15 protein-coding genes are annotated in these 19,969 nt (G+C 62.0%); 6 read left to right on the top strand and 9 right to left on the bottom strand.

Annotated elements, in window-relative coordinates; all coding sequences use genetic code 11:
• Positions 1–15: 15 nt before the first annotated feature.
• The 5 genes from cyoD to GXY01S_RS05065 all read right to left on the bottom strand — a co-directional run bounded on the left by cyoD (position 16) and on the right by GXY01S_RS05065 (position 5,295).
• Positions 16–345 carry a cytochrome o ubiquinol oxidase subunit IV gene (gene cyoD / locus GXY01S_RS05085; RefSeq protein WP_061272541.1) on the bottom strand — a complete coding sequence of 110 codons (330 nt, stop codon included), beginning with the start codon at positions 343–345 and terminating at the stop codon, positions 16–18.
• Entirely contained in the window at positions 345–950 is a 606-nt protein-coding gene (gene cyoC, locus GXY01S_RS05080; RefSeq protein WP_061272539.1) for a cytochrome o ubiquinol oxidase subunit III, read from the bottom strand. Before cyoC ends, cyoD begins: the two co-directional genes overlap by 1 nt.
• A complete protein-coding gene (cyoB, locus tag GXY01S_RS05075; RefSeq protein WP_061272537.1) occupies positions 950–2,944 on the bottom strand; it encodes a cytochrome o ubiquinol oxidase subunit I in 1,995 nt (664 codons plus the stop codon). The genes cyoC and cyoB overlap by 1 nt, the downstream gene beginning before the upstream one ends.
• Before the next feature lie 5 nt (positions 2,945–2,949).
• Positions 2,950–3,876: a ubiquinol oxidase subunit II gene (gene cyoA / locus GXY01S_RS05070; protein WP_165165683.1), complete on the bottom strand. Its 927-nt coding sequence runs from the start codon at positions 3,874–3,876 to the stop codon at positions 2,950–2,952.
• Positions 3,877–4,524: 648 nt separating this feature from the next.
• A complete protein-coding gene (locus GXY01S_RS05065; protein WP_061272533.1) occupies positions 4,525–5,295 on the bottom strand; it encodes a Bax inhibitor-1/YccA family protein in 771 nt (256 codons plus the stop codon).
• A gap of 196 nt (positions 5,296–5,491) precedes the next feature.
• Here GXY01S_RS05065 and thpR point away from each other — a divergent pair, with 196 nt between their 5' ends.
• The 5 genes from thpR (at position 5,492) to GXY01S_RS05040 (ending at position 11,660) form a co-directional block, all read left to right on the top strand.
• A complete protein-coding gene (gene thpR / locus GXY01S_RS05060; protein ID WP_061272531.1) occupies positions 5,492–6,040 on the top strand; it encodes an RNA 2',3'-cyclic phosphodiesterase in 549 nt (182 codons plus the stop codon).
• 462 nt (positions 6,041–6,502) lie between these two features.
• Positions 6,503–8,725: a PQQ-dependent dehydrogenase, methanol/ethanol family gene (locus GXY01S_RS05055; RefSeq protein ID WP_061272529.1), complete on the top strand. Its 2,223-nt coding sequence runs from the start codon at positions 6,503–6,505 to the stop codon at positions 8,723–8,725.
• 53 nt (positions 8,726–8,778) lie between these two features.
• A complete protein-coding gene (locus GXY01S_RS05050) occupies positions 8,779–10,185 on the top strand; it encodes a c-type cytochrome (RefSeq protein WP_370664423.1) in 1,407 nt (468 codons plus the stop codon).
• Positions 10,186–10,332: 147 nt separating this feature from the next.
• Entirely contained in the window at positions 10,333–11,037 is a 705-nt protein-coding gene (locus tag GXY01S_RS05045) for an NAD-dependent deacylase (RefSeq protein ID WP_061272527.1), read from the top strand.
• A gap of 11 nt (positions 11,038–11,048) precedes the next feature.
• A complete protein-coding gene (locus GXY01S_RS05040) occupies positions 11,049–11,660 on the top strand; it encodes a uracil-DNA glycosylase family protein (RefSeq protein WP_061272525.1) in 612 nt (203 codons plus the stop codon).
• Between the two features lie 252 nt (positions 11,661–11,912).
• On the opposite strand, the gene GXY01S_RS05035 is transcribed toward GXY01S_RS05040, so the two are convergent.
• The 3 genes from GXY01S_RS05035 to GXY01S_RS05025 are packed head-to-tail and all read right to left on the bottom strand — an operon-like array spanning position 11,913 to position 16,396.
• Positions 11,913–12,641 (bottom strand): MarC family protein, encoded by a 729-nt coding sequence (locus tag GXY01S_RS05035; protein ID WP_061272523.1) that lies wholly within the window; start codon positions 12,639–12,641, stop codon positions 11,913–11,915.
• A gap of 34 nt (positions 12,642–12,675) precedes the next feature.
• The gene (locus GXY01S_RS05030; protein ID WP_061272522.1) at positions 12,676–14,778 is read right to left on the bottom strand and encodes a lysylphosphatidylglycerol synthase domain-containing protein; all 2,103 of its coding nucleotides are present in this window, start codon (positions 14,776–14,778) and stop codon (positions 12,676–12,678) included.
• A 10-nt stretch (positions 14,779–14,788) separates the two neighbouring features.
• Entirely contained in the window at positions 14,789–16,396 is a 1,608-nt protein-coding gene (locus GXY01S_RS05025) for a lysine--tRNA ligase (protein WP_061272520.1), read from the bottom strand.
• A gap of 132 nt (positions 16,397–16,528) precedes the next feature.
• On the opposite strand from GXY01S_RS05025, the gene GXY01S_RS05020 reads away from it, so the two are divergent.
• On the top strand, positions 16,529–19,459 hold the full coding sequence (locus tag GXY01S_RS05020; protein ID WP_061272518.1) for an ATP-dependent DNA helicase: 2,931 nt from the start codon (positions 16,529–16,531) through the stop codon (positions 19,457–19,459).
• Between the two features lie 43 nt (positions 19,460–19,502).
• On the opposite strand, the gene GXY01S_RS05015 is transcribed toward GXY01S_RS05020, so the two are convergent.
• Positions 19,503–19,706: a cold-shock protein gene (locus tag GXY01S_RS05015; protein ID WP_010507660.1), complete on the bottom strand. Its 204-nt coding sequence runs from the start codon at positions 19,704–19,706 to the stop codon at positions 19,503–19,505.
• Positions 19,707–19,969 lie beyond the last annotated feature (263 nt).

Below are 19,969 nucleotides of genomic sequence, written 5' to 3'. Positions count from 1 at the left end.
GCATGAAGCCGCGTATCAGCGCGACATCATGTTGATGGACGTGTCATGCATGATGAACATCGTGCCGCCCACAAGGACCAGAACCGACAACACCGTGAATGTAAACGCCATGACGTTCCAGCGCTGCTCGGACGAACCGTTCATGTGCAGGAAGTAGATCAGGTGAACCACGATCTGGACCACCGCCAGCAGGGCAATCGCCCCACCGGTGGCGGACGGTGACATCGCATGCGACATCACCAGACCGAAGGATGCTACCGTCAGGATAACGGCAAGTACGAACCCGGTCGCGTAAGATCCTACGCTACCATGGCCCTCTCCCGAGGATGAAATATGATCAGCCATCAGAGCACACCCATCAGATAGACAAAGGTGAAGACACAGATCCAGACAATGTCCAGGAAGTGCCAGAACAGGCTGAGGCAGGTCAGCTTGCCGATCATGCGCTCGTTCAGCTCAGTCTTGCCAGCCGTCTGGAACAGCAGAACCGCCATCCACAGCAGGCCGCAGGTGACATGCAGACCATGCGTGCCAACCAGCGTGAAGAAGGCGGACAGGAACGCGCTGCGATCCGGGCCGTTGCCTTCGGCAATCATGTGCGAGAACTCGCGGATTTCCATGAACAGGAAGCCCAGCCCCAGCAGGAAGGTCACCCCGAGCCAGGTCCGCATGGTGCTGACCTTGTTCTCGTGGGCGGCGATCATGCCAAAACCGTAGGTGATGGAGCTGAACAGCAGGATTGCCGTTTCAATGCCAACACCCGAAAGTTCGAACACTTCGTGGCCGGTCGGACCGCCGGCAAACTGGTCACGCAACACCGCGAACACTGCGAACAGCGTACCGAAGATGATGCAGTCCGTCATCAGATACAGCCAGAACCCGAACACCACGGGAGATTCGTGGTGTTCATCATGGGCATGGGCTGCATCAGCAGTCATGTTTTGCGCCATTATTCCGCTGCCTGTGCTGCCATAAGGTTATGGGTATGCTCCTGCTCGATACGAGCCACCTCGGACACCGGCACATAGTAATCGACGTCATTGTCAGCCGAACGCGCGATCACCGTAGCGATGACACCGATCAGACCAACAGCCGCCAGCCACCAGATGTACCAGATAGCACCGAAGCCAAGCACGAAGCTGAAGGCACCGATCAGGAAACCGCATGCCGTGTTCTTGGGCATGTGGATGGGCTGATAGTCACCACCAGCGCGACGCGTATCAATACCTGCTTCCTTGTCGTGGGCAAAAGCGTCGAGCTCATGCACTTCCGGCAGGATAGCGAAGTTATAGAACGGCGGCGGCGAAGAGGTGGACCATTCCAGCGTGCGTGCGTTCCACGGATCGCCCGTCAGGTCACGGTTCTCGGCCAGGTTACGGTCGCGGATCGAGACATAAAGCTGGGTCAGCTGGCACACGATACCGCATGCAATCAGCACGGCACCGGCTTCAGCAATCAGCAGCCAGGGGTGCCATTCCGGGTTGTCGTAGTGGTTCATACGACGGGTCATGCCCTCGAAACCAACGACATACAGCGGCATGAACGCCACATAGAAGCCAATGAACCAGCACCAGAACGCCCGCTTGCCCCATGCTTCGTTCAGCTTGAAGCCGAAAGACTTGGGGAACCAGAAGTTCATGGCCGCCACGTAGCCGAAATACACACCACCGATAATCACGTTATGGAAGTGAGCGATAACGAACAGCGAGTTATGCAGCACGAAGTCGGAAGCCGGGATGGCGAGCATCACGCCGGTCATGCCACCGATGGAGAAGGTGATCATGAAGCCGATCACCCAGTACATGGTCGCATGGAACTCGATGCGGCCCTTATACATGGTGAACAGCCAGTTGAAGATTTTCACGCCAGTCGGAACGGCGATGATCATCGTCATGATGCCGAAGAACGCATTCACGTTCGGGCCAGCACCCATGGTGAAGAAGTGATGAACCCATACCACCAGCGACAGGACCATGATGGAAGCGGTCGCGTAGACCATGGTCTTGTAGCCGAACAGCGGCTTGCGGGAGAAGGTCTGCGTGATTTCGGAGAAGGCACCGAAGGCAGGCAGGACCAGGATGTACACTTCCGGATGGCCCCAGCCCCAGATCACGCTCAGATAGAGCATCTGGTTGCCGCCGCCGTCATTGGTGAAGAAGTGCATGCCCAGGTAACGGTCCAGACCAAGCAGGCCCATGGCCACGGTCAGGATCGGGAAGGCAACCATGATCAGCACCGTGGTGCAGAAGATGGTCCAGGTGAACACCGGCATACGCATGTAGGTCATGCCAGGCGCACGCATCTTCACGATGGTCGCGAAGAAGTTCACACCCGTAAGCAGCGTGCCCACACCGGACAGCTGAACCGCCCAGATATAGTAGTCAACACCGACGCCGGGGCTGAACTGCTGCTCGGACAGGGGCGGGTAAGCCAGCCAGCCGCACTGCGAGAACTCACCGATGAACAGCGAGATGTTGACCAGCAGGAAGCTGATGGTCGTCATCCAGAAGCTCAGCGTGTTCACGAATGGGAAGGCCACGTCGCGCGCACCGATCTGCAGCGGCACCACGATGTTCATCAGACCCTGCATGAACGCCATGGCCATGAAGAAGATCATGATCGTGCCGTGCGCGGAGAAGATCTGGTCATAGTGGTGCGGCGGCAGGTAGCCGGGGTTGCCGGCATAGGCCAGCGCGAGCTGGGAGCGCATCATGATCGCGTCCGCAAAACCACGGAACAGCGCCACGAGGGCCACAACGATATACATGACACCAATGCGCTTGTGGTCGACCGAGGTCAGCCATTCACGCCAAAGGTAGCCCCATTTACCGTAATAGGTGATGAGACCGACAACGGCGAGACCCGCGATAGCGGCACCGATGAACGTCCCAACAAGGATCGGCACATCATAAGGGATGGCCGACAAAGTTAATTTGCCAAACATCTGTCCTATTCCTTCATGTTCATGTCGGACATCGCGGACTGCTGCACGTGCAGCATCTTGCCGGTGCTCTTGTCCATGACCATGCCGTCATTGTACTTGGCAACAATGGCATCGAAGAGACCCGCATCGACATGCGAGAAGTATTCAACCGGGTTGGCCTCGCTCGGCGCGGCCAGCTTCGGATAGCTTGCGCTGTCCAGCTGCTCGGAAGAAGCCTTCACCTTCTCGACCCACGCGCTGTACTGGTCCGCCGGCATTGCCAGCGCACGGAAGCGCATGTCGGAGAAGCCCTTGCCGCTGAAGTTGGAGGACTCACCCTGGAAGTCACCCGCTTCGTTGGCGATCAGGTGCAGCTGTGTCTGCATCCCGGCCATGGCATAGATCATCGTGCCGAGCTGCGGGATGAAGAACGAGTTCATCACGGAGTCAGAGGTGATCCGGAAATCGACCGGCGTATTCACCGGCATGGCCATCTGGTTGACGGTTGCAATCCCTTCATCCGGATAGATAAAGAGCCACTTCCAGTCCAGTGCCACAACATCGACATGAATTGGCTTGACGTTGGCTTCAGCCTCGAGCGGCTTGTACGGGTCAAGCGAATGACATGTCTGGTAAGTCAGCACCGCCAGGAACAGAATGATCAGGCTGGGGATTGCCCAGATGATCACTTCGATCTTGTTGGAGTGCGACCATTTCGGCAGGTATTCCGCCGAAGTGTTGGACTGACGGTACTGCCATGCGAACAGCAGCGTCAGGATACATACCGGTATGACAACCAGCAGCATCGCGTAGGTCGAGGTCAGGATCAGGCTTTTTTCCTGAGCACCGACAACGCCCTTGGGATCAAGAGTATCCCAGGTACAGCCTGCTAACAGCGCTGCTGAAGATAGACTCATCAGCTTTGTTAATCTCGGCAAGATTTTTTTCTTCATCTCACGCCTCGTTGGTTTCGACATCACCCTGTTTTGCTCACATCCTCGCTTCATCCACGGGCTTAGACAACAGCGGCCACGTTATACGCATGGCGGGAAAAAAGCATTCTGCTTTCCCGGCATCCAGCGACATCGCGCCTGAGTCGACTTCCGAAAACGACAATCGCCTCTTTCGGTTTGCATCCGTCATGAGTTAGTTGCCGGCCGGCTGGCCATGACCTTGATCAATACGGCCCGCCAGACCTTACGTAAATATTACTCTCAGGGCAGATCGGACCATGGATCGCGATGCCGTCCTGTGTGCTGAAGCGCATGTCCTGTGCCGCATACCCTTTCATATAGTTTTTCTATTCAAGGGTTATCCGACCTGAACGGCCTTATAGGCAAGCCTTCACATAATATTTCAATAGATTTCATTGCTTAAAATTTATCTTACAAAATCGTTGTTTTACAGTGACTTAATCAGGTGTCATTAACCTCACACTCTTGTCATCATATAATTTCCATATATGAATAAGTCTTATCTTTTTTAGCAGAAAGACCTTTCCAGCCCTCCAGCAACGCAAAAAGGGCCGCCACGGTCGTGGCAGCCCTTCTCATGCAGGCAAACAGGACTGATCCAGTCCTTGAATCCAGGAATCCTGCCGGTCAGTCGTTGCTGCTGTTTCGCACACCCATGAACTGCAGGAGGAACTGGAACAGGTTGATGAAGTTCAGATACAGGTTCAGTGCATCATAGACCGAGCGCTTCGCGGCCTGGTCCGGGCCTTCATAGGCTGCAACCTGCTGGTAGGTGGCCTTGATGTTCTGGGTATCGAACATGGTCAGCCCCACGAACAGCAGCACGCCTGCGGCGCTGTAGACAAAATACAGCGCAGGGCTGTGCAGGAACATGTTCACCACGCCCGCGATGATCAGGCCGAACAGCCCCATCATGAAGAACGAGCCAAAGCGGCTGAGGTCGGTACGAGTCGTGTAGCCCCAGATCGACATGGTGCAGAAGGTTGCGGCGGTAATGAAGAAGACGCGCGTGACCGAAACCCCGGTAAACACCATGAAGATGTTGGACAGGCTTGCCCCCATCACCCCGCAGAACAGCCAGAACAGGGTCTGCACCGCCTGGGTGGACAGCCGGTTGACCCCGAACGACATGACCAGGACGAAACCAAGCGGCGCGATCATGGCCAGCATGCCAAGCCCGGTCGGCTTGACCGTGCCAAGGGCAGGCACGTACTGGAAGAACAGCGCCTGTAGTTGGGTGTTGGCGATCAGGTAGGCGACTAGTCCGGTCAGGACCAGCCCGGATGCCATCCAGTTATAGACTCGCAGCATATAGGCACGCAGGCCCATATCGACGGAGCCCATGGCACTCTCAGCGGTGGGGCGGATGAAACTCCGCGAATCAGGGCCAAAAGCCATTTTGTTGTTTCCTTCCTCCACGTCCGTAACTGACGTGCGTCTGCCTGCATGTGGGCTTATGCTAGACGCGGTTCAAGAACATCAGCGTGACGAACACATTACAATGCGGCAACACGCCGCGCATTTCACAGCACTATATATACTGTACGACACATGCTGCATGTGTCGTTTTCTCTTTCCGCCAGAAAGGTGCCGGATGCGTCTGTTCATTGGCCTTGAACTCCCCCCTGCGCTTACGCACGCCCTCGCTGGCCTGCGGGGCAACCTGCCGGACGTGACGTGGTCTCCACCGGAGTCCTATCACCTTACGCTGCATTATCTGGGCGCGGTAACGCATGGCCATCTCCTCGAAGACATTCACCATGCGCTGAACGCCATAACAGCAGCCCCCCCCATGCTCCGCCTGAGCGCGCCGGGCCTGTTTGAACCCGAAACCCATCACGGACCGGATACGCTATGGGTCGGCTGCGCACCCGATGCCGCCCTGACGCACCTGCAACAGCGAGTCCGCGCCACCATGAACCGGCTCCTGCCCGGCAGTGCCCGCGCTACGCGCCGCTTTGTGCCGCATGTGACAGTGGGCCACATGCAACACCCCGATCCACTCCGGCGGCAGGCCTGGCTGGCCGCGATGCCGCCCATGCCCGAGGGGGAACTGGTGGGTCACTTCACGCTTTTCCAGTCCCTGCGCCATGCCGATGGCCCGGTTTATGATGCGCTGGAACATTATCCGCTACAGGGCTGATTCTCTGCCCCGATCCGTTACGCGTACGGCGTGAAGCAGATGGTCGTTTCACCAAAAATTTATGCCATTCATGAATAATAAAAATATATTTCTCATCATTTATTGTGAAACACCTGTCGCGCGGCCTTAGGCGCATCTTCTCATTCTTGCTGCAATATCAACATATTTTAAAAAAAACTCCGCTGGAGCCAGCTATCTGTTTCATTGCTTATCAGACAACATATTCACGTTTTCGTGAGCTTGAACACTAAAATGTCAGGAGACGGGCGTGCTAGCCTCGGTATGTTCGGGTGAAACGGACTACCTGCTTTATCTCCCTGCCCGAAGCCGGTTTCCTGTCTGGTCGGAAAATGAGCGCCGCCCGCGCTTTTTGCCGGTTACATTCAGAAAGCCTGCCCGGACGGAAAGTTGCAGCGGCGGCGTCCTGAATTCGAAACCGTTAGTTTTCTGAGGACATCACATATGATTTCTGCCGTTTTCGGAAAAAGACGTTCTCTGAGCAGAACGCTTACAGCCGGAACGATATGTGCGGCTCTCATCTCGGGCTATGCCACCATGGCATCCGCAGATGACGGGCAGGGCGCCACGGGGGAAGCGATCATCCACGCGGATGACCATCCCGGCGACTGGATGACCTATGGCCGCACCTATTCTGAACAGCGCTACAGCCCGCTGGATCAGATCAACCGTTCCAATGTTGGTAACCTGAAGCTGGCCTGGTATCTCGACCTTGATACCAACCGTGGCCAGGAAGGCACGCCGCTGGTTGTCAATGGCATCATGTATGCCACCACCAACTGGAGCATGATGAAGGCCGTTGATGGCGCCACCGGCAAGCTGCTGTGGTCGTATGACCCGCGCGTGCCCGGCAACATCGCCGACAAGGGCTGCTGTGACACGGTCAACCGTGGCGCCGCCTACTGGAATGGCAAGGTCTATTTCGGTACCTTCGATGGCCGCCTGATCGCGCTTGACGCCAAGACCGGCAAGCTGGTCTGGAGCGTGAACACCATCCCGCCCGAGGCGGAGCTGGGCAAGCAGCGTTCCTACACGGTTGATGGCGCGCCGCGCATCGCCAAGGGCCGCGTGATCATCGGTAACGGTGGCTCCGAGTTCGGCGCGCGCGGCTTTGTCTCCGCGTTCGATGCCGAGACCGGCAAGCTGGACTGGCGCTTCTTCACGGTTCCGAACCCCAAGAACGAGCCGGACCATGCTGCCTCCGACAGCGTGCTGATGAACAAGGCCTACCAGACCTGGAGCCCGACCGGCGCCTGGACCCGCCAGGGTGGCGGCGGCACGGTGTGGGATTCCATCGTGTATGACCCCGTGTCCGACCTGGTCTACCTTGGCGTGGGCAACGGTTCGCCGTGGAACTACAAGTACCGCTCGGAAGGCAAGGGCGACAACCTGTTCCTGGGCAGCATCGTCGCGCTGAAGCCGGAAACCGGCGAATACGTCTGGCATTTCCAGGAAACGCCGATGGACCAGTGGGACTTCACCTCGGTCCAGCAGATCATGACAGTTGACCTGCCGATCAACGGTGAGACCCGTCACGTCATCGTTCATGCGCCCAAGAACGGCTTTTTCTACATCATCGATGCGAAGACCGGCGAGTTCATCTCGGGCAAGAACTATGTCTATGTGAACTGGGCCAGTGGCCTCGACCCCAAGACCGGCCGCCCGATCTACAACCCCGATGCGCTCTACACGCTTACGGGCAAGGACTGGTACGGCATTCCGGGTGACCTTGGCGGCCATAACTTCGCGGCCATGGCGTACAGCCCCAAGACCGGGCTGGTCTACATTCCCGCGCAGCAGGTTCCGTTCCTGTACACCAACCAGGTCGGTGGCTTCACGCCGCATCCCGATAGCTGGAACCTTGGTCTGGACATGAACAAGGTCGGCATTCCCGACACGCCCGAAGCCAAGCAGGCCTTCGTGAAGGATCTGAAGGGCTGGATCGTGGCCTGGGATCCGAAGACGCAGGCTGAAGCCTGGCGCGTGGACCACAAGGGTCCGTGGAACGGCGGCATTCTGGCAACGGGCGGCGACCTGCTGTTCCAGGGCCTGGCGAATGGCGAGTTCCATGCCTATGACGCGACGAACGGTTCCGACCTGTTCCACTTCGCGGCAGATAGCGGCATCATCGCTCCTCCCGTGTCCTACCTTGGCAGCGACAAGAAGCAGTATGTCGCGGTTGAAGTGGGCTGGGGCGGCATCTATCCGTTCTTCCTCGGTGGCATTGCCCGCACCAGCGGCTGGACCGTCAACCACTCGCGCATCATTGCCTTCTCGCTCGATGGCAAGGCAGGCCCGCTGCCCAAGCAGAATGACCAGGGCTTCCTGCCCGTCAAGCCGCCGGCACAGTTCGACAGCAAGCGCACCGATAACGGCTACTTCCAGTTCCAGACCTATTGCGCCGCCTGCCATGGCGACAATGCCGAAGGTGCTGGTGTGCTGCCTGACCTGCGCTGGTCCGGGTCCATCCGCCACGAGGATGCGTTCTACAATGTTGTCGGCCGTGGCGCCCTTACCGCCTACGGTATGGATCGCTTCGACAGCAGCATGAACCCCACCGAGATCGAGGATATCCGCCAGTTCCTGATCAAGCGTGCGAACGAGACCTATCAGAGGGAAGTTGATGCCCGGAAGAATGCTGACGGTATCCCCGAGCAGCAGCCATAATCTCCCGGTTTTGACAATTTTTCGCATCAACGCGACGCATGATGGTGAACATAATGATCAACAGGCTTAAGGTGACATTCAGCGCGGCAGCGTTTAGTCTGCTGGCAGGGACGGCATTGGCACAGACGCCAGATGCCGACCCCGCGCTGGTCCAGAAAGGGGCGTATGTCGCACGACTGGGTGACTGCGTAGCATGTCACACCGCCCTTCACGGGCAGTCGTATGCAGGCGGGCTTGAAATCAAGAGCCCGATCGGCACGATCTATTCCACAAACATTACACCGGACCCGACCTACGGTATCGGTCGCTACACCTTCGCCGAATTCGACGAAGCCGTGCGCCATGGTATCCGCAAGGATGGTTCCACGCTGTATCCGGCCATGCCGTATCCTTCCTTCTCGCGTATGACGAAGGAAGACATGCAGGCGCTGTATGCATACTTCATGCATGGGGTGAAGCCGGTCGCACAGCCTGACAAGCAGCCGGACATTTCCTGGCCGATGTCGATGCGCTGGCCGCTGGGCATCTGGCGCATGATGTTCTCGCCCTCGCCCAAGGAATTCACCCCCGCCCCCGGCACCGATGCCGATGTGGCCCGTGGTGACTACCTGGTGACGGGTCCGGGCCATTGCGGCGCGTGCCATACGCCGCGCGGCTTCGCCATGCAGGAAAAGGCGCTCGATGCTTCGGGTGGGCCTGACTTCCTGTCCGGTGGCGCGCCGATTGACAACTGGGTGGCCCCCAGCCTGCGTAACGACCCGGTCGTGGGTCTGGGCCGCTGGTCGGAAGATGACATCTACACCTTCCTCAAGTCCGGCCGTATCGACCACTCCGCCGTGTTCGGTGGCATGGGCGATGTGGTGGCATGGAGCACCCAGTACTTCACCGATGACGACCTGCACGCCATCGCGAAGTATCTGAAGAGCCTGCCGCCGGTGCCGCCCTCACAGGGCAACTACACATACGATCCGTCCACCGCGACGGCCCTGAACGCTGGCAACACCGCCAGCATGCCGGGTGCTGACACGTATGTGAAGGAATGCGCCATCTGTCACCGTAACGACGGTGGTGGCGTGGCCCGCATGTTCCCGCCGCTGGCTGGCAACCCGGTTGTCGTGACCGAGAACCCGACCTCGCTGGTGAACGTGATCGCTCATGGTGGCGTGCTGCCGCCGAGCAACTGGGCACCTTCCGCAGTGGCCATGCCGGGTTACAGCAACTCGCTGTCCGCCCGGCAGATCGCCGATGTGGTCAACTTCATCCGCACCAGCTGGGGCAACAAGGCGCCGGGCACCGTTACGGCAGCCGACGTGACCAAGCTGCGCGACACCGGGGCTCCGGTTTCCAGCTCCGGCTGGAACAGCATGAGCAGCGGCTGGTCGGTGTTCCTGCCGCAGCCTTACGGCTCGGGCTGGACGTTTGCACCGCAGACGCACACCGGTCAGGACGCCGCGCAGTAATACGCGGCAGGGGTGGCCTTTTCTCCCGGGTCACCCTTCCCCTGATACGCATTACGGAAAACCGCCATGGGCTTATGTCCATGGCGGTTTTCTTATGTGTACGGCAATCCCGCACATTACTGGCTTCCACCTTGAAGGAGAGTTCGCATGCAGCGCATTGTTGTCCTGACCGGGGCGGGCATCAGCCAGGAATCGGGCCTTCAGACCTTTCGTGGCCCGGATGGATTGTGGAACCATGAACGGATCGAGGATATCTGCACACCGCAGGGCTTCGCGCGCGATCCGCTGCGGGTGGACCGGTTCTATAACGGCCTGCGCGCACAGCTCCCCAGCGTGCACCCCAACGCCGCGCACAGGGCGCTCGCCATCCTTGAGCAGGCCGGACGTAACGGCGACTGGCCGGGGCACCTCACCATCATCACGCAGAATATCGATGACCTGCATGAACGCGCAGGCAGCCGCAACGTCATTCACATGCATGGCGAACTGCTGCGCCTTCGCTGCACCCACTGCCACGCCACCCCGGCATGGCATACCGACTGCACCCCCGATACGCCCTGCCCCGATTGCGGAGCAGCGGCACTCCGGCCCGATATCGTCTGGTTTGGCGAAATGCCCTACCATATGGAGGCCATAGCGCAGCGCCTTGCGGCCTGTGACCTGTTCGTGGCCATTGGCACCTCCGGCGTGGTCTATCCGGCGGCCGGGTTTGTGGACAGCGTGGCCGACCATGCTGATACGATGCTGTTCAACCTTGAAGCCCCATCGGGCCGCAGCGCCTTTGACCAGACCATTCTCGGGCCTGCCACCCGCACGGTTCCCGCATGGACACGCGACCTGCTCAACGCGTAAAGGCAGCTACCATGGCCGAAACCCTTGAAGACCTGCTGCGCGCCATTCGCGCCTGCCAGAGCTGCGCGGCACACCTGCCGCTTGGCCCCCGCCCGGTGCTGCATGTCTCGCGCACGGCGCGGCTGCTCATTGCCAGCCAGGCGCCGGGCACGCGCGTGCATGAAACCGGACAGTCCTTCAATGATGCTTCAGGGGACCGGCTGCGGGGATGGATGGGTGTGGATCGCGCCACGTTCTATGATTCCAGCCGCATTGCACTGGTGCCCATGGGCCTGTGCTATCCCGGCCGCCTGCCCAAGGGTGGCGACTGCCCACCCCGGCCGGAATGCGCGCCGCAGTGGCGCGCGCGCATCATGGCGCAGATGCCCGGCCTTGAACTGACACTGGTGGTGGGCAGCTACGCCCAGCTTCATATTCTGGGCAAGGGAAAGGTCAGCGAACGCTGCCTCGACTTCCGCCGCTACCTGCCGCGCTACTTTCCCCTGCCCCACCCTTCATGGCGCACGGGCGCATGGGAACGGCGAACACCGCAATTCGGCGCGGATGTGCTGCCTGCGTTACGCGCCTGCGTGCGAGCCGTGCTCGATGGACGGCCCGTACCTGAAATCGCCCCGCTGTCGTGATGAGGAAATGAAACTTGCCGGATGCCGCTTTTTTGCAGTCACGCAGCGTTCCTCAAAGCCTTTTGAAAAAAGCTTCATCGAAAAATTTTAGAGACTGTCTGAAAAGTTGGCGCAGAAAACGTCCAGTAATTTAAGGAAGTTTTTGGTGAAGCTTTTTTCAAAAAGCTTCGAAGAACGCCGCCTTTTTGAAAAAAGGCGGCACCCAAAAACTTTTATCGTTTTTTTATCAATGAATTGTTTTTAAACAGTTTCTTAATTCGCCATTGTCATGACGGCATGCGCGGTTGACAGCACCACCCCCTGCACGCCCGTAACCAGGATCTGCACGCCAATCGAGAGCAGGATCAGTGCTGCGAGCCGCGAGACAATGCGCGTGCCGGTCTTGCCCAGCAGATGCAGCAACTGCTCGGCATAGGCATAGGCCGCCCAGACAATCCCTGCCACCAGCACCGCCGCAATCGACAGCACGCCGTAAAAGATGATGTGGGTACCTGTCGGTGGACCTTCCGAGCCAAGCGCAATGGCCACCGCAATCGTGCCGGGGCCGACGGTAAAGGGCATGGTCAGCGGAAAGAACGCCTGCCCCATCAGGTTGGCGGCCTGCGTGCTGCCACTGGCCTGGGCCTGCTTGCGGGCTTCCTCCGTCTCGGGGGCCTGGAGCAGCGACCATGCCCGCACCGCCACCACCAGGCCGCCCGCAATGCGCAGGGCATCAATGGTGATGCCAAAGAACGACAGCACCAGCCCGCCCACCCAGATCGAGGCCAGCATCAGCATGGCGGAATAGAACGCCACCTGCCCGGCAAGTGCTACGCAGGTGCGCCGGTCATGCCCCGCCGTAACCTGCGCGAAGATCAGCGCCGCCCCCAGCGGATTGACAATGGAGAACAGCGCCGGAAACGCCATGAGGAACGCACCCGACAGGCTGGGCAGGCCCACCACGGTGGAAAAATGGGTGAGCAGCCCGGCATGGGCGGTCATGAGCGGTTTCCTTTACGCCACGCGGCACGCGCCTTCAGCATCCGGCCTTCCCCAAAGGCGCGAAGGCCTTGTCCATCAGCGAGCGGATCGTGTTCAGGTCATCCGCGCCCGCGCACAGGAAACACGGGTGCAGCGGCGCGCCTTCCTCGGTCAGGGGCCACGGCGTCAGGCCCAGTTCGTTATAGACCGCAAGCAGGCTCGTGCCGACATGCCAGAAAGCAGGCTGACAACCTTCCTGCACCGCAAGGTCGCGCAGCCACCAGATGGCCGATGTGCAGTCATCCGCATGGCCCGCCGGGTCACCCAGCCCGACCAGATACGGCCCCAGCCGCACGAAGGGCAGCAGCGCCTGCCGCCGCGCCCCCGGTATCAGCCCCGAAGGCGCGGGAGTGACCTGCCCCACCCCGTCAAGCGCATGGTCAAGGGCGCGGTAACGGGCCTGGCCCTGCTTGTTCCACGGCAGCACATGAATGCGCCCCGGCCGCACCAGCCGCACGATCATGACCAGCCCCAGCATGACCGCAAGCCCCAGCGTCCATTGCGCAATGCCCGGACGGGTGGCGAAGAGCATGATCTCCCACCAGCTTCCCCCCGCCGAATCATGCGGGCCCGCCAGCACCAGCACCACGACCGAACTGATCAGCAGCACAAGGGAGAGGATGGTCTGTGAGGAAAGCGGCTCGCTCATGATCCGCGCATGGCGGTAATAGGAACCCCGGAAAGGAGCGATCAGCAGGCACACCAGCATGAGCAGGCCCGGCACCGCCATGGGCGAGTCGCGCAGCAGCGTCAGCGCGCACGCCACCGACAGCAGCCCGATTGTCGCCTTCCACGCCAGCGTCACGCGCTGCGAAAGCCCGATGCCCAGACCGATCAGCGCCACACCGATCAGCGAAAGCAGATAGTCGCCCACCATGGCGAAGAGCGGTTGCAGGCGGCCCGCATTCAGCCAGTTTTCGGGGTCGAGCAGGGTCAGCGCCAGCAGCAGTCCCCCGCACAGCGAGACCGCACCAGTCGCCACCGCCACCGAGAAATCGGCCTCGCTTTCACGGATCACCTGGCTTGGCCTGCCGGGGCGCGGCCCACGCAGGGGGCTGCCCCCGCTCGCCTTGCGCGCAAGGGCCGCGTCACCGCGCAGGAACAGTTCATGCGCCGCGAACATGATGCCCGCCACGAACAGCGGCACGATGTAATAGAACAGGCGGAAGATCAGGATGGCGGTCACGACACGGGTCGCGGGCACGTAGGCGCCAAGGGCCAGCATCATCGTGCCGTCAAATACGCCCAGGCCACCCGGCACGCTGGCCACCAGCCCTGCGGTGTAGGAGGCGATGTAGATGGCCAGGAACGTGCCGTAATCCAGCCCGGGCGCTGCAGGCACGAAGGTGTAGGCAATGGCCGCCGTGGCCGCGACCTCAAGGGCCGCGACAAGGGTCTGCATTACCGCCATGCCAGCGGACGGAAACGTGACCTGCCAGCGCCAGACCCTGATCTCGTTCACGTAGCGACCGGCAATGACATAGCCGATCACCCCCGCCCACAAGACACAGCCTATGAGCCGCATCACGGACGAAGGCAGCGCATGGCCGATGAAGGGCACCGTGCCCGGCTCCAGCACCAGCACGCTGCCGATCAGCACCGCAGCCCCCAGAAGGTAGGTGGCCGAACAGAACGCGATGATCTGGGCGACATCAAAGGGCTTCAGCCCCCAGTTGCCATACAGCCTGAAGCGCACCGCCGCACCCGAAATGGCGGAAAACCCGAGATTATGCGACAGGACATAAGAACAGAACGCCGCAAACGCCGTGCGCCGGAAGGCCAGCTTGCAGCCCACCTGCCGCACGGCAAGCCAGTCATAGAAGGACAGCACCAGATAGGACAGCAGCGTGAAGCCTGCCCCCGCCCACAACGTGGTGGCGGGAATGGTGAGCAGCGCGTGGCTGATGTCCTGCCAGTGCAGGGTGCGCACCTCGCGCTGCACCACGATTACGGCGCTCACCAGCAAAAACAGCCCCAGCACATGCGGCAGGTGGCGCAGCAGCGCGTTGCGCCGGCGCGCGGGAGTCAGGTCCGCCCCGGTGGGGCCACCACCGTCAGGCGGAGCAGGCGTTGCGTCTTGGGTCGGACGTTCAGCCATGGGCAGGCCCTTAGGCCGCTGTTCCCTCGGCGCGGGTCAGGGCGGCCTCGATCAGGGCCACGGTTTCCGCCACGCCGTAGAGGGCAACAAAGATGCCAAAGCGCGGGCCTTCCTTCTGGCCCAGCAGCACTTCATACAGGCAGCCAAACCACGCGCGCAGCGGCTCGAAGCCGTGGGTCTTGCCAATCTCGAACACGAGGTTCTGGCAGGCATCGGGGCTGACATCGCCGCCTTCCATGCCGCGCAGGGCCTGGGCCAGATCAGCTAGCGCCTTGCGCTCATGCGCCTCAGGCGCGCGGTACTGCTTGGTGGGCCGCACGAAATCGGCGTAGTAGACGATGGCGTATTCCACCAGCCGCGCCAGCATGGGGCAGCTTTCCGGCGTAGCATTGGCATCATAGCGCTGGATGAACTTCCACAGCACATCCGGCGTCTCGGCATTGGCGACCGAGGCGAGGTTGAGCAGCATGCCAAACGTGACCGGGCTGCCTGCATCGGCAGGGATCGCGCCCTTGTGGATGAACCACGCGGGATTGGTCAGCAGCACGGGGTCGGCAGGCTCCATGGCGCGGGCCTTGCCCACATGGGCCAGGTATTCATCCGTCGCCTTGGGGATGACATCAAAGAACAGCCGCTTGGCGCGCTGCGGCGCGTTGAACATGTACTGGCCCAGGCTTTCAGGCGGGGCATAGCGCAGCCATTCCTCGACCGAGATGCCATTGCCCTTGGACTTGGAAATCTTTTGCCCGTTCTGGTCCAGGAACAGCTCGTAGGTCAGGCCCGCGGGCGGCTGGCCGCCAAGGATGCGGCAGATCCTGCCAGACAGGCGCACGCTGTCGATCAGGTCCTTGCCCGACATTTCATAATCAACGCCCAGCGCATACCAGCGCATGGCCCAGTCGGCCTTCCACTGCATCTTGGCATGGCCGCCGGTTACGGGTGTCTCGAAAGTTTCGCCTTCTTCATCGGTCCAGCGCACGGTGCCTGCCACTGGGTCGATGGCGTCCATCTTCACCTGCATCACCTGCCCGGTGCGCGGGTGGATGGGCAGCACGGGGGAATAGGTGGCGCGGCGTTCCTCGCCCAGCGTGGGGGCAATCACGGCCACGATCTGGTCATGCACCTCAAGCACGCGCTTCAGGGCGGCATCAAAACGCCCGCCTTCATAATACTGCGTGGAGGAGGCGAATTCGTAATCGAACCCGAAGCCATCGAGGAAGGAGCGCAGGCGGGCATTGTTGTGGGCGGCAAAGGATTCATGCGTGCCGAACGGATCGGGCACGCGCGAGAGCGGCTTGCCGATATACTGGCGCAGCATCTCCTGGTTGGGCACGTTCTCTGGCACCTTGCGCAGGGCGTCCATGTCATCGGAGAAGGCCAGCAGCCGCGTGGGCAGGCCGGTCAGCTTCGTAAACGCCTGCCTGACCCATGATGTGCGCGCCACCTCGCCAAACGTGCCGATATGCGGCAGGCCGGACGGGCCATAGCCGGTTTCCAGCAGCACGGGTTTATCGGCCGTCACTGCACGCGCACCAACATGCGCGGACAGTTTGGCGGCCTCCTCGAACGGCCAGGACTTGGGAAGGGGCGAGATAAGGGCAGGATGCTGTTCTGACATGGACCGGCAAGCTATGGACAGGAAGGGCACGGGTCAATCCATCCTATTCCACACCCCGGGGTACAGCAATAAGAATGGCATGACACACGGCGGGCGACATCTGCCCGCTTGTACCCTATATCATTGACGACCATGCCAGACACCCCGCCCCTGCCGGACAGCGCCCCGGCGATCCTTCCCCGGCACGGCGCCTGGTCGGTGCTCACGCCGGATGGGGAAATCCTGTCCATGCAGGCTGCCGACATCCGCCGTGAACTGCCGCAGTGGCCCGTGCCCATGGTCATCCATGCGCCTGCCATCGCGCGCAGGCTCGATCTGGCGCCCCCGCCACGGCCCTGCCCGTGGCTGGACCTGCTGGAACTGTTCGCCTTTACCCTGCCCGCCCATGCGGCCCCGCCCACCGCGCGCGGGCTGGGCATGGCGCTGGGGCTCGGGGCGGACAGGCTGGAAACCCCCGAGGCCGACCTGCTGCCCGACCTTGCCTTCGAGATGCTCGGCCGCATCGCCCGGCTGCGCAACACGCCCGAGGGCGGCATCCGCGCAGCACTTGCCTGGCGCATGCGCAAGGCCGGGTGGGCGTGGGGGCCATCGGTCTGCGCGGCACTCGGCCTGAAGGATGACGGGCCACTGCCCGCGGGCATGATCCAGCCCAACGAGGCGCTCAAGGTCTGGACCCGCCTGCCAAAATGGGAGGAAACCGCCCCGCGCCCCGCGCCCGGCGCCCATCCGGTCAGCGGGGAGGAAGCGCAGGCGCATCTGCGCGAGATCATTGGCGAAGGGGCCGAGCACCGCCCGGCGCAGGAGGCGTTCAGCCACATCGCCGCCCGCGCCTTCACCCCGCGCGCGACCCAGGGCGACCCGCACATGGTGCTGGCCGAGGCGGGCACCGGCACCGGCAAGACGCTGGGCTACGTGGCGCCCGCCAATATCTGGGCACGCCGCAACGGCGGCGCCGTGTGGATCAGCACCTATACCCGCCACCTGCAACGCCAGATCGAATCCGAACTGGCCCGGCTCTACCCCGACCCCGCCGTGCGCCGCAGCCATGTGGTGGTGCGCAAGGGGCGCGAGAACTACCTGTGCCTGCTCAACATGGAGGAGAGCGTGAACATAGCGCTCTCACGCGGGCAGGCGGGCGATGGCACCCTCATCGGGCTGGCGCTGGTGGCGCTATGGGCGGCGCATACGCTCGATGGCGACCTGTTTGGCGGCGACCTGCCCGGCTGGTTTGCCGACCTGTTCGGGCGCGGGCTGCTGACCGCCATTGCCGACCGGCGGGGCGAGTGCATTCACGGGGCCTGCCCGCATTACCAGCAATGCATGGTCGAGCACTCCATCCGCCGCGCCCGCACGGCGGACCTCGTGATTGCCAACCACGCGCTCGTCATGTCGCAGGCGGCGTGGCACGCGCTTGATGGCACCGGGGCCAGCAACGAGGACAACACCCCCACCCGCTATATCATGGATGAGGGCCACCATATTGCCGATGCGGCGGACAGCGCCTTCGCCCTTGAGCTTTCAGGGCTGGAGGCGGCCGAACTGCGGCGCTGGCTGCTCGGCGCCGAAGGGGCCCGCTCACGCGCGCGCGGCCTGCGGCGCAGGCTTGAAGACCTGATGGCCAACATTCCCCGCATCGAAACCCCGCTTGATACCGCGCTGATGGCCGCCCGCGCCCTGCCCGCACCGGGCTGGTCGGCGCGCCTCGCGGCCCTTGACCCGGTGCACCGGGCCGCCCGCGTGCCCATCGAGGGCGAGGAGCCGGTGCTGTCCAACCCCTCCGAAGCGCTGCTGCATGAACTGCGCCAGCAGGTGCTGGCCCGCACGCAGGGCAGCCCCGAGGGCGGGGCGCGCCGCAGTGACAGCGAATGCGATCTCTACCCCATGCCCGAATCGCTGCATGCGGCGGCACAGGCGCTGGAACGGGCATTGAGGCGGCTGGCCGAGCCACTGCGCACGCTGGTGGCCCGCCTTGATGAGGCGCTGGAAACCGAGGCCGACTGGCTCGACACCCCCATGCGCGAGCGCATTGCCGCCGCCATCCGCTCCATCCGCCGCCGCGCGCTCTCACGGGTGGATGGCTGGTGCGCCATGCTGGGCAGCATGCAGGCAAACGAGCCGCCCACGGGGGGCGAAACGCCGCAATATATCGATTACATCCGCATGGACCGACGCGAGGGCCAGAACCCCGGCGAGCGCGACGTGGGGCTGTACCGCCACTGGCTGGACCCCACCATTCCGTTTGCCAGCGTGCTCGCGGCCCCGGCGCATGGCGTGCTGGTCACATCCGCCACGCTGCGCGATGAAAGCGGCGAGGACAACACCAATGACAGCGCCGAACGCGCATGGGATGCCGCCGAGGCAAGGTCAGGCGCGATCCACCTGCCCTCGCCCGCCATCCGCGCGTCGTTTCCCAGCCCGTTTGATTACGCGCGCCAAAGCCGGGCCTTCATCATTACCGATGTGGCGCATGATGACCCGGCGGCCCTTGCCGGGGCCTACCGCACGCTGTTCATGGCATCGGGCGGGGGCGCACTGGGGCTGTTTACCGCCATCTCGCGCCTGCGCGAGGTGTACCGCCGCATCGTGACCCCGCTGGAGGAAGCGGGCCTGCCGCTTTTTGCCCAGCATGTGGACCCGATGGATAACGCAACGCTGGTCGATATCATGCGCAGCGAGCGTCATGCCTGCCTGCTGGGCACGGATGCGATGCGCGATGGGGTGGATGTGCCGGGCGAGGCCCTGCGTCTTGTCGCCTTCGAGCGCGTGCCGTGGCCGCGACCCGATATTCTGCACCGCGAGCGGCGCATTCACCTGTCTGGCGGCGCGCCGGGGCGCTTTGATGACAGGATCGCCCGCCTGCGCCTGCGCCAGGCTTTTGGCCGCCTGATCCGCAGCAGGCAGGACAGGGGGGTGTTTGTCCTTCTGGACCGGCGCACCCCGTCACGCCTGCTTTCCGCCTTCCCCGAAGGGGTGGCCGTGCGCCGCCTCGGGCTGAGTGCGGCGGCGCGGGAGATCACGGCCTTCCTGCAGGCGCAGGACATATCCGCGGACCAGCTTTCCTGATCGTGTCTCCCTGCCCTTCCCCGCGCGGGGCGGGGCAGACGCCTCAGAGCGCCTTGAGGTTGGTCGCGGCAGCCTTGCCACGCTCCATGGCGATGTCGTAGCTGACCGCCTGGTCCTCGTTCAGGCCACGCAGGCCCGCAGCCTGCACCGCCGTGATGTGCACAAACACGTCCTTGCCGCCATCATCAGGCATGATGAAGCCAAAACCCTTGGTTGCGTTGAACCATTTTACTTTTCCGGTAGCCATAGCCAGTCTCTTCTCCAGCGCCATCCTTGCCGGTCCTAATACCGGCAATCCGGGCGCGTGTGCCTTTACCGCCATGAAAAAACGGGGCATCCGGAAAACACCCTGCCACTTCCACGCCGTTCGTGCACCCATAGGGGCAGCATGAAATGGGCACCCGTGTCAAATGATCCCGACATGATCGCACGCGCCGGGCATAAAAAAAGGGGGAAAGGCCAATGGCCCTTCCCCCTTTTTTTATTCTGGCATCCGGCCCCGTGCTGCAG

It is taken from the genome of Komagataeibacter xylinus NBRC 15237, assembly GCF_001571345.1.
GTDB classification, from domain to species: Bacteria; Pseudomonadota; Alphaproteobacteria; order Acetobacterales; family Acetobacteraceae; genus Komagataeibacter; species Komagataeibacter xylinus.
The sequence above is the reverse complement of the archived record's forward strand: the minus strand, read 5'-3'. Positions and strand labels throughout refer to the sequence as shown.